This window comes from Streptomyces sp. FH025, from assembly GCF_017427025.1.
Taxonomy (GTDB): domain Bacteria; phylum Actinomycetota; class Actinomycetes; order Streptomycetales; family Streptomycetaceae; genus Kitasatospora.
The window spans coordinates 1-9642 of sequence record NZ_JAFLNG010000271.1; the positions used below are offsets into that span (position 1 = coordinate 1).

A 9642-nucleotide genomic window follows, 5' to 3' on the forward strand; every position below is an offset into this window, starting at 1 on the left:
CCGGGCGTGCGCCCCGGGGTCCGACTACCTCGCGGGCGCGGTGACCACCGGCAACGGCTCGGCCGGCGCGGGCCTCGGGTCCGTCTCCTGGCTGCTGCTGCCGGACTCCGGGCGCCGGGGCGCGCCCGAGGGGCCGCCCACGCCCTGGTAGATGGCCGCGACCGCGACCGCCACCAGGCTCACACCCATGATCACGGCGAGCACCCAGGCCACCGGCCGGTGCCAGCGCTGCTGGGCGACGCACCGCCCCTGGGCCCGCGCCGGGCCGTAACGGCGCCCGAAGCGCCGGCCCCGGCGGTCGACCGCCCGGCCCGGGCCCGACCAGGGGTCGGGGTAGAGGTGGTCCTCGTCGAGTCCGCTCGGGTACGGGCGCAGCTCCAGCGGCAGCCCGTCACCGGCCGGGACGTCATAGCCCCACCCCGGACCCGCGGTGTCCGGCTCGAACCGTGCCTCGGCGGCGGCGAGCTGCCGCTCCTTGGCCGTCGGCTCGTGCACGGCGGCGGACCGGACGAAGGCCTCATCGAAGACCACGGTGGCGAACTCGTCGTCCGCACCACCGTGGTCGGCGCCGTCGGGGTACGGCAAGCCCCCCACATCCTCAGCCACGGATTCAGCGTATTACCGGCCGGGCGATTTGTCTGTGGCTACCGGCAGTTGGTCCGTCACACGTGTGACGGACCGCCCCACGCGCCCCGCTCAGCGGGACTCCGTGTCCCCGCCGACGGTCTGCGCCGCCTCGCCGCGGACGTGCCCGTCACCGGTGACGATGTACTTGGTGCTGGTCAGCTCCGGCAGGCCCATCGGGCCGCGGGCGTGCAGCTTCTGGGTGGAGATGCCGATCTCCGCGCCGAAGCCGAACTCACCGCCGTCGGTGAACCGGGTGGAGGCGTTGACGGCCACCGTGGTCGAGTCGACCAGCTGGGTGAAGCGGCGGGCCGCGGCCTGCGAGGTGGTGACGATCGCCTCGGTGTGGCCGGAGGACCAACGGCGGATGTGCTCGACGGCGGCGTCCAGCGAGGGCACCACGGCCGCGGCCAGGTCCAGCGAGAGGTACTCGGCGCCCCAGTCCTCGTCGGTGGCCGGCACCACGGTCGCCGCGCCGCCCTCGGCAGCCTTGAGCACCGCCTCGTCGCCGTGCACGGTCACCCCGGCCTCGGCCAGGGCGGCGAGCGCGAGCGGCAGGAAGGCCTCCGCGACGTCCTGGTGCACCAGCAGCGTCTCGGCCGCATTGCACACGCTGACCCGCTGCGCCTTGGAGTTCAGCAGGATGCCGACGGCCATCGCCAGGTCGGTCTGCGCGTCCACGTAGACGTGGCAGTTGCCGGTGCCGGTCTCGATCACCGGCACGGTCGAACCCTCGACGACCGTACGGATCAGCGAGGCGCCGCCGCGCGGGATCAGCACGTCGACGAAGCCCCGGGCGCGCATCAGCTCCCGGACGGAGTCCCGGCTCTCCCCCGGCACCAGCTGGATCGCGTCGGCGGGCAGCCCGGCCGCGGCGACGGCGTCCCGCAGCACGGCGACCAGCGCGGTGTTGGAGCGGTAGGCGGAGGCGGAACCGCGCAGCAGCACCGCGTTGCCGGACTTGAGGCAGAGCGCGGCGGCGTCCACCGTGACGTTCGGCCGGGCCTCGTAGATGATGCCGACCACGCCGAGCGGCACCCGCACCTGGCGCACGTCCAGGCCGTTCGGCAGGGTGTAACCGCGCACCACCTCGCCGACCGGGTCGGGCAGACCGGCCACGTCGCGCACGTCGGAGGCGATCGCGGCGATCCGCTCCTCGGTCAGGGTCAGCCGGTCGATCACCGACTCGGCCGTCCCGGCCTCGCGGGCCCGGGCCACGTCCTCGGCGTTGGCCGCGACGATCTCGTGGGCGCGGGTGACCAGCGCGTCCGCGACCGCCAGCAGCGCGGCGTCCTTGGCCCCGCGCGGCAGCGGGGCCAGCGCGGCGGCGGCCTCCCTGGCTCGGCGCGCTACGGCGATGACGGGGCTGTCGGCGGTGGCGAGGTCGCTGGTCATGCCGCCAAGGGTAGCGACTGCGACCCCGCCGCCGAGCCGCCATTTCGCCCGGTGAGACGGTCGGCACGGGGGTGCGCGCCGTCCGGTCGCACGCGCGCCGCTCAGTCCGCACGCGCGCCGCACGGCCCGGGCGCCGTCCGGTACGGGCGCACGGTCCGGTACGGGCGCGCCGCTCAGTACGGGTGCACGCCGCCCAGGTGCGGCGTCGGATCGCCGAAGCCCTCCGCCATCCGCTTGTGGTACGTCGCCCGGTCGACCACCTCCAGCCCGACGATCTCCCACGGCGGCAGGTTGGCGGTCACCTTGTGCTCGCCCCACAGCCGCAGCGCGATCGCCGCCGCGTCGTGCAGGTCCCGGGCCTGCTCCCAGTAGCGGATCTCGGCGTGGTCGGCCGCGTAGCGGGCGGTGAGGAAGAACGAGTGGTCGTGCGCCAGTTGCTCCAGCGAGGCACGCAGCGAGGACAGCGGGGTGACCTGCCCGGACACGCTCAACACCACGTGCCACAGCCGCGCCTGCTCCGGCACCCCGGGCGGCTCCGCCGCGTCCGCGCGCTGCGGCCGCAGCCTGCGCACCCCGCCGGGCCTCTGCGGCGACGGACCTGCCGGCTCGGCGGGGCCGTCCCCGCGTCCGCCGTCGATGCTGGTCAGCCGCCGGCCCGCCGTCCCTCCGGTCAGCGCTGCCTCGCGCCTGCGTTCCACCGGCGGCCTCCTGTTCGGCGATGTCGTGTCGTCCCCACCGGCCCCGTCGGCCTCGGCCGACCGGTACCGCTGCGCCCCTCCTCGCCCACGGCCGGGCCGCTCCCGTTGCGGAGCGGCCCGCCGACCGCACTGCGCCGAACGGCCGGTGCCGGCCGATCGGCCGGTCAGCCGCGCAGAACGACCAGGTCGTCGCGGTGGACGACCTCACGCTCGTACGCGGCACCGAGCTCCTGGGCCAGGTCGCGGGTGGACCGGCCGAGCAGGCGGGGCAACTCCCTCGCATCAAAGTTGACCAGTCCGCGAGCCACGATGTGGCCGTTTTCGGCAAGAAGGTCCACCGGATCACCCGCCGCGAACTCCCCGTCGACCTTGGTGACCCCGGCCGGCAGCAGCGAGGCGCCGCCGGAGACCACCGCCTCGACGGCGCCCGCGTCCAGGTGCAGGGCGCCGCGCGGGCTGCTCGCGTGGGCCAGCCAGAGCATCCGGTCGGAGGTGCGGGCCCCGGTGCGCAGGAAGAGCGTGCCGGTGGGCCGTCCGGCCAGCGCGTCGGCGGCCTGGCTGGCCGCGGTGAGCACCACCGGGATGCCCGCGCCGGTGGCGATCCGGGCGGCCTCGACCTTGGTGACCATGCCGCCGGTGCCGACCCCGGCCTTGCCGGCGCTGCCGATCTCGATGCCGTCGAGGTCGTGCGGGCCGCGCACCTCGGCGATCCGGCTGGTGCCGGGCTTGGACGGGTCGCCGTCGTACAGGCCGTCCACGTCGGAGAGCAGCACCAGCAGGTCGGCCCGGACGAGGTGGGCGACGAGGGCGGCCAGCCGGTCGTTGTCCCCGAACTTGATTTCGGCGGTGGCGACGGTGTCGTTCTCGTTGACGATCGGCATCGCGCCCATCGCCAGCAGCTGGTCCAGGGTGCGGTAGGCGTTGCGGTAGTGGGCGCGCCGGCTGGCGTCCTCGGCGGTGAGCAGCACCTGGCCGACCCGGACGCCGTACCGGGCGAAGGAGGCGGTGTACCGGGCGACCAGCAGCCCCTGGCCGACGCTGGCGGCGGCCTGCTGGCGGGCCAGGTCCTTGGGGCGCCGCTCCAGGCCGAGCGGGGCGAGCCCGGCGGCGATGGCGCCGGAGGAGACCAGGACGACCTCGGGCGCGTCCGGGCGGCGGCGCACCTTGGCGATCGCGTCGACCAGGGCGTCGACCCGGTCGGCGTCCAGGCCGCCGGCCGCCGTGGTGAGTGAGGAGGAGCCGACCTTGACCACGATCCGCCGTGCGGTCAGCACCTCCTCCCGAAGTGAGTCCTCGCTCATCTCGCTGTACGCCCTTCCGGTGTGGTGCGGGTACGACGGGGCCGGGCCCGGCCGTCGCCCCCGAAATCTACGCGATCCACGCAGTTCCCCTCCGGGGTGTTCCACCGGCTGGACCGGCTCCGGCCGCGGTCCCACCGCAGGTCCGGACGCCGATCCGGATGGCCGGCATGATTCCTGACCGACCGTCAGGCGCGAAGGTGACGCCGCGCCACCCCGGACAGGCGGACGGCCCCGCCACCCGGGGAACGGGTGGCGGGGCCGTCGAGAGGTCAACCGGCTCAGTAGTCCTCGTCGTCGTCGCCCTCGATGGCGGCCTGGCGGCCGCTGGAGAGCGCCTCGAAGGCGAGGAACTCGGCCTCGGCCGCGTCCCGGCCCTTCTGCTTCTCGCGGCGGCGGTCGACCGCCGGGCGCGGGCTCTCGAAGCGGTGGTCCTCACCGCGGCGGCCGAGCATCTCGGCGCCGGCGGCCATGGTCGGCTCCCAGTCGAAGACGACGGCGTTCTCCTCGGGGCCGATGACGACGGTGTCGCCCTCGTGCGCCCCGATCTTCCACAGCTGCTCCTCGACGCCGAGGCGGGCCAGCCGGTCGGCGAGGTAGCCGACGGCCTCGTCGTTGTTGAAGTCGGTCTGGCGGACCCAGCGCTCCGGCTTGACGCCGCGGATGTGGTACGCGCCGTCCTCCTCGGTGATGGTGAAGCCCGCGTCGTCCACGGCCTTGGGCCGCAGCACGATCCGGGTGGACTCCTCGACCGGCTTGGCGGCGCGCGCCTCGGCGACGATCCCGGCCATCGCGAAGCTCAGCTCGCGCAGGCCCTTGCGGGAGGCGGCGGAGACCTCGAACACCCGGTAGCCGCGCTCCTCCAGCGAGGCCCGGGTGAGGTCGGCGATGTCCTGGCCGTCCGGTACGTCCACCTTGTTGAGGGCGACCAGGCGCGGCCGGTCGTCCAGGCCGCCGTACTCGGCGAGCTCGGCCTCGATGGTCTCCAGGTCGGTCAGCGGGTCGCGGCCGGGCTCCAGGGTGGCGCAGTCCAGCACGTGCACCAGCACCGAGCAGCGCTCGACGTGCCGCAGGAACTCCAGGCCCAGGCCCCGGCCCTGGCTGGCGCCCGGGATCAGGCCGGGCACGTCGGCGATGGTGTAGACGGTTTCGCCCGCGGTGACCACGCCGAGGTTGGGGATCAGGGTGGTGAACGGGTAGTCCGCGATCTTCGGCTTGGCGGCGGAGAGCACCGAGATCAGCGAGGACTTGCCGGCGCTCGGGTAGCCGACCAGGGCCACGTCGGCGACGGACTTGAGCTCCATCACGATGTCGCGGGCCTCGCCGGGCTCGCCGAGCAGCGCGAAGCCCGGGGCCTTGCGGCGGGCCGAGGCGAGCGCGGCGTTGCCGAGGCCGCCGCGGCCGCCCTGGGCGGCGACGAAGGTGGTGCCGTGGCCGACCAGGTCGGCCAGCACGTTGCCCTTGCGGTCGAGCACCACGGTGCCGTCCGGCACCAGCAGGACGAGGTCCTCGCCGTCGGCGCCGGTGCGGTGGCCGCCCGCGCCGGGCTTGCCGTTGGTGGCCTTGCGCTTGGGCGAGTGGTGGTACTCCAGCAGGGTGGTGACCTGCGAGTCCACGGTGAGGACGACGCTGCCGCCCTCGCCGCCGTTGCCGCCGTCCGGTCCGCCGAGCGGCTTGAACTTCTCCCGGTGCACGGAGGCGCAGCCGTGGCCTCCGTTACCCGCGGCGACGTGAAGTTCGACGCGGTCCACGAAGGTGGTCATGGGGTGTGCCTCCAGTGCGCGATGTCTGCTTGCTGTCTGCGTGAAGCGCGAAGGGTGGACCGGAACATTCCGGCCCACCCTTCACTGTGAGTCTTCTCAGACTCGGGAGTCCGCTGGGACTCAGGCCTCGACGGCCACGATGTTGACGACCTTGCGGCCGCGACGGTTGCCGAACTGAACCGCACCGGCGGTCAGCGCGAACAGGGTGTCGTCGCCACCACGGCCGACACCGGCACCCGGGTGGAAGTGGGTGCCACGCTGGCGGACGAGGATCTCGCCTGCCGAGACGACCTGGCCACCGAAGCGCTTCACGCCGAGGCGCTGGGCGTTCGAGTCACGGCCGTTACGGGTAGAGCTTGCGCCCTTCTTGTGTGCCATATCTCGCTATCCCCTTACTTGCTGACCGAGTCGATGCTGGTGATGCGCACCGCGGTGTGCTGCTGACGGTGACCCTGACGACGGCGGTAGCCGGTCTTGTTCTTGTAGCGCAGGATGACGATCTTGTCGCCCTTGGTCTGGTCGACCACCTCGGCGTGAGCCTTCACGCCGGCCAGGACCCACGGGTCGGAGGTGACGGCGTCACCGTCGACGACCAGGATGGTCGAGAGCTCCACCGAGTCACCCGGCTTGGCCTCGATACGGTCGATCTCCAGCACGTCGCCGACGGCGACCTTGTGCTGGCGGCCGCCTGCGCGAACGATCGCGTACATGCGGTACCTACTTTCCTAACTCGGTCGGAACTCCCGACGCCAGCCACCTGGGTACGGACACAGGGGCCTCTCCCCGAACGCCGCGCGCGAGCGCGTGGCTCTCGGGAAGGTGATGTGCTCGGGAGCGTGGCGTAGACACGCCAGTGGTCAAGAATACGGACCGGCGGCCCGGGGGGCAAACCGGCCCGTACGGCCCGGGGCGGGAGAGCTCCCGCCCCGGGCGTGGGCACTACTCGGCCGCCGTATCACCTTCGGCGGCCGCGGCCTTCTTGGCCGCCGCGCTGGTCCGCTTGGTCGCGGTCTTGCGGGCGGTGGTCTTCTTGGCCGCCGTGGTCGTCTTCTTGGCGGCGGTCTTCTTCGCGGCGGTCTTGCGGGCGGCCCGCTTCTTCGGCGCCGGGGCCTCCTCGGCCGGAGCCTCGACGGGGGCCTCCGCAGCGGCCTCGGGCGCTGCCTCAGGGGCGGCCTCGGCGGTCTCCGCGGCCGGGGTCTCGACGACCGCGGCCTCCGCGACGACAACCGGCTCCGCCTCCACGACGGCCTCGGTCTCGGCCTCGGCCGCCGGGGCGGCGGCCTCCAGGGCCGCCTCCAGCGCCGCGTCGGCCTTCGCCTGCAGCACCACGATCTCGGCGCCGGACGGCGAACCGGCCGGGGCCGTCGCCTTGCGCACCGCGCGGCGGCGGGTACGGCCGGCCGGAGCGGCGACGGGGGCCTCGGCCACCGGCTGCTCCTCGACCGCCGGGGCCTCGGCGGCCGGAGCCTCGACGCCCGGGACCTCCAGGGCCAGCTGGCCCTCGATCTCCTCGCGCACCGGCTCGGCGGCCTCGACCTCCACCGCGGCCTCGACGACCACCGGCTCGGCGGCCTCGGTCACCGGCACGGCCTCGACGGCCTGCGGCTCCTCGTGGCCCGCCCCGCCCTTGCCGCGGCGACGGCGCTTGCCGCCGCCGGCCGGCGCCTCGGCCGCGGCCGGGGCGTGGACGTGGACGCTCGGCTGCTCCATGTGCACGATCACGCCGCGGCCGTTGCAGTGGACGCAGGGCTCGGAGAAGGACTCCAGCAGGCCCTGGCCGACCCGCTTGCGGGTCATCTGGACCAGGCCCAGCGAGGTGACCTCGGCCACCTGGTGCTTGGTCCGGTCCCGGCCCAGGCACTCCAGCAGGCGGCGCAGCACCAGGTCGCGGTTGGACTCCAGGACCATGTCGATGAAGTCGATCACGATGATGCCGCCGAGGTCGCGCAGCCGCAGCTGGCGCACGATCTCCTCGGCCGCCTCGATGTTGTTCCGGGTGACCGTCTCCTCCAGGTTGCCGCCCTGGCCGACGAACTTCCCGGTGTTGACGTCGATGACGACCATCGCCTCGGTGCGGTCGATCACCAGCGAACCGCCGCTGGGCAGCCAGACCTTGCGGTCCAGCGCCTTCATCAGCTGCTCGTCGATCCGGTAGGTGGCGAACACGTCCACCTCGGAGGTCCACCGCTGGAGCCGCTCGGCGAGGTCAGGGGCCACGTTGGAGACGTACTCGTGGATGGTCTTCCACGCCTCGTCGCCGGAGACGATGACCTTGGTGAAGTCCTCGTTGAAGATGTCGCGGACGACCCGGACGGTCATGTCCGGCTCGCCGTACAGCAGCGCCGGGGCGTTGCCGCTCGCGGCCTTCTTCTGGATGTCCTCCCACTGCTGCTGGAGGCGCTGGACGTCGCGGGTCAGCTCCTCCTCGGAGGCGCCCTCGGCGGCGGTGCGCACGATGACGCCCGCGTCGTCCGGGACGATCTTCTTGAGGATCTGCTTCAGGCGCGCGCGCTCGTTCTCCGGCAGCTTGCGCGAGATGCCGGTCATCGAGCCCTCGGGCACGTACACCAGGTAGCGGCCGGGCAGCGAGATCTGGCTGGTCAGGCGGGCGCCCTTGTGGCCGATCGGGTCCTTGGAGACCTGCACCAGGACGGACTGGCCGGACTTGAGCACCGACTCGATCCGGCGCGGGCCGCCGTGGCCGCCCAGCGCGCCGAAGTTGACCTCGCCGGCGTACAGCACCGCGTTGCGGCCCTTGCCGATGTCGACGAAGGCGGCCTCCATGGACGGCAGCACGTTCTGGACCTTGCCCAGGTAGACGTTGCCGACGTACGAGGTGGCCTGCTCCTTGTTGACGTAGTGCTCGACCAGCACGCCGTCCTCGAGGACGCCGATCTGGGTCCGCTGGCCGTTCTGGCGCACCACCATGACGCGCTCGACCGACTCGCGGCGGGCCAGGAACTCGGCCTCGGTGATGATCGGCACCCGGCGGCGGCCCAGCTCGCGGCCCTCGCGGCGGCGCTGCTTCTTCGCCTCCAGACGGGTCGAGCCCTTGATGGACTGCACCTCGTCCGGGTCGAAGGACGGCTCGGTGGAGCGGCGGCGCGGCTCGCGCACCTTCACCACCGTGCGGACGCCGTCCTCGGTGGTCTCGGCGGTCTCGACGGCGCCGGCCTCACCGCTGCGGCGGCGACGGCGGCGACGGCGGCGCGACGAGGACAGGCCGGCGGCCAGCTCGTCCTCCTCCTCGTCCTCCTCCGCCTCGGCGGCCGGGGCCGCCTCCTCGACGACGGGCTGCTCGGTCTCGGCGGCCTCGACCTCCTCGGCCTCGCCACGGCGACGGCGGCGGCCGCCCCGACGGCGACGGCGCGACGGACGGCCGTCCTCCTCCCACTCGCCCTCGGTCTCCGGACCGGCGGCGGGGGCCTCGACGACGGGCTCCTCGGCGACGGGCGCCTCCACGACGGGCGCCTCGACCGGAGCCTTGACGACCCGCTTGGCGCGGGCCGGCTCGACCCGGGCACGGACCCGGCGGCGGCGGCCGACGCCGCTGTACTCGTACTCGTCCTCCTCCGTGCGCTCGGCGGCGGCCGGGGCCTCGACCGGCGCCGGGGCGGCGGCGGGCTGCTGCGGCGCCTGCGGCGCGACGTAGGGCGCGGGCTCCTGGAAGACCGGGGCCTGGAAGACCGCAGTGGCCGGGCGGACCGCGCGGCGGCGCACCCGGTGGTGCGGCTCGGCCTCGGCGGCCGGGGCGGGCTGGGCTGCCGGCTCGGCGGCGACGGGGGCGGCCGCGGCGGCCGGGGCGGCCTCCTCCTCGGCGGGCTCCTCCTCGACGGCGGGCTCCTCGGCCACCGGCTCCTCGAC

At 74.2% G+C, this 9642-nt stretch carries 8 protein-coding genes; all 8 read right to left on the reverse strand.

Annotated features, from left to right (window positions below; all coding sequences use genetic code 11):
* Positions 1-24: 24 nt before the first annotated feature.
* Positions 25-594 (reverse strand): hypothetical protein, encoded by a 570-nt coding sequence (locus J0670_RS19825; RefSeq protein WP_307806596.1) that lies wholly within the window; start codon positions 592-594, stop codon positions 25-27.
* Positions 595-696: 102 nt separating this feature from the next.
* Positions 697-2019: a glutamate-5-semialdehyde dehydrogenase gene (locus J0670_RS19830; protein ID WP_207812971.1), complete on the reverse strand. Its 1323-nt coding sequence runs from the start codon at positions 2017-2019 to the stop codon at positions 697-699.
* Between the two features lie 173 nt (positions 2020-2192).
* Positions 2193-2717 (reverse strand): hypothetical protein, encoded by a 525-nt coding sequence (locus tag J0670_RS19835; protein ID WP_207812972.1) that lies wholly within the window; start codon positions 2715-2717, stop codon positions 2193-2195.
* Positions 2718-2881: 164 nt separating this feature from the next.
* A complete protein-coding gene (proB, locus tag J0670_RS19840) occupies positions 2882-4018 on the reverse strand; it encodes a glutamate 5-kinase (RefSeq protein WP_207812973.1) in 1137 nt (378 codons plus the stop codon).
* A 278-nt stretch (positions 4019-4296) separates the two neighbouring features.
* Positions 4297-5778, reverse strand: a complete 1482-nt coding sequence (gene obgE / locus J0670_RS19845; RefSeq protein ID WP_207812974.1) for a GTPase ObgE — start codon at positions 5776-5778, stop codon at positions 4297-4299.
* A 120-nt stretch (positions 5779-5898) separates the two neighbouring features.
* Entirely contained in the window at positions 5899-6156 is a 258-nt protein-coding gene (rpmA, locus tag J0670_RS19850; protein WP_030058248.1) for a 50S ribosomal protein L27, read from the reverse strand.
* A gap of 14 nt (positions 6157-6170) precedes the next feature.
* Entirely contained in the window at positions 6171-6488 is a 318-nt protein-coding gene (gene rplU / locus J0670_RS19855) for a 50S ribosomal protein L21 (RefSeq protein ID WP_045696828.1), read from the reverse strand.
* A 229-nt stretch (positions 6489-6717) separates the two neighbouring features.
* Positions 6718-9642 (reverse strand): Rne/Rng family ribonuclease (locus J0670_RS19860; protein ID WP_207812975.1); only part of this gene is annotated, 2925 nt, incomplete at its 5' end.

Coding starts and splice junctions, on each gene's coding strand:
- J0670_RS19830 (WP_207812971.1), bottom strand. CDS start 2,019: ATGACCAGCGACCTCGCCACCGCCGACAGCCCCGTCATCGCCGTAGCG.
- proB (WP_207812973.1), bottom strand. CDS start 4,018: ATGAGCGAGGACTCACTTCGGGAGGAGGTGCTGACCGCACGGCGGATC.
- obgE (WP_207812974.1), bottom strand. CDS start 5,778: ATGACCACCTTCGTGGACCGCGTCGAACTTCACGTCGCCGCGGGTAAC.
- rpmA (WP_030058248.1), bottom strand. CDS start 6,156: ATGGCACACAAGAAGGGCGCAAGCTCTACCCGTAACGGCCGTGACTCG.
- rplU (WP_045696828.1), bottom strand. CDS start 6,488: ATGTACGCGATCGTTCGCGCAGGCGGCCGCCAGCACAAGGTCGCCGTC.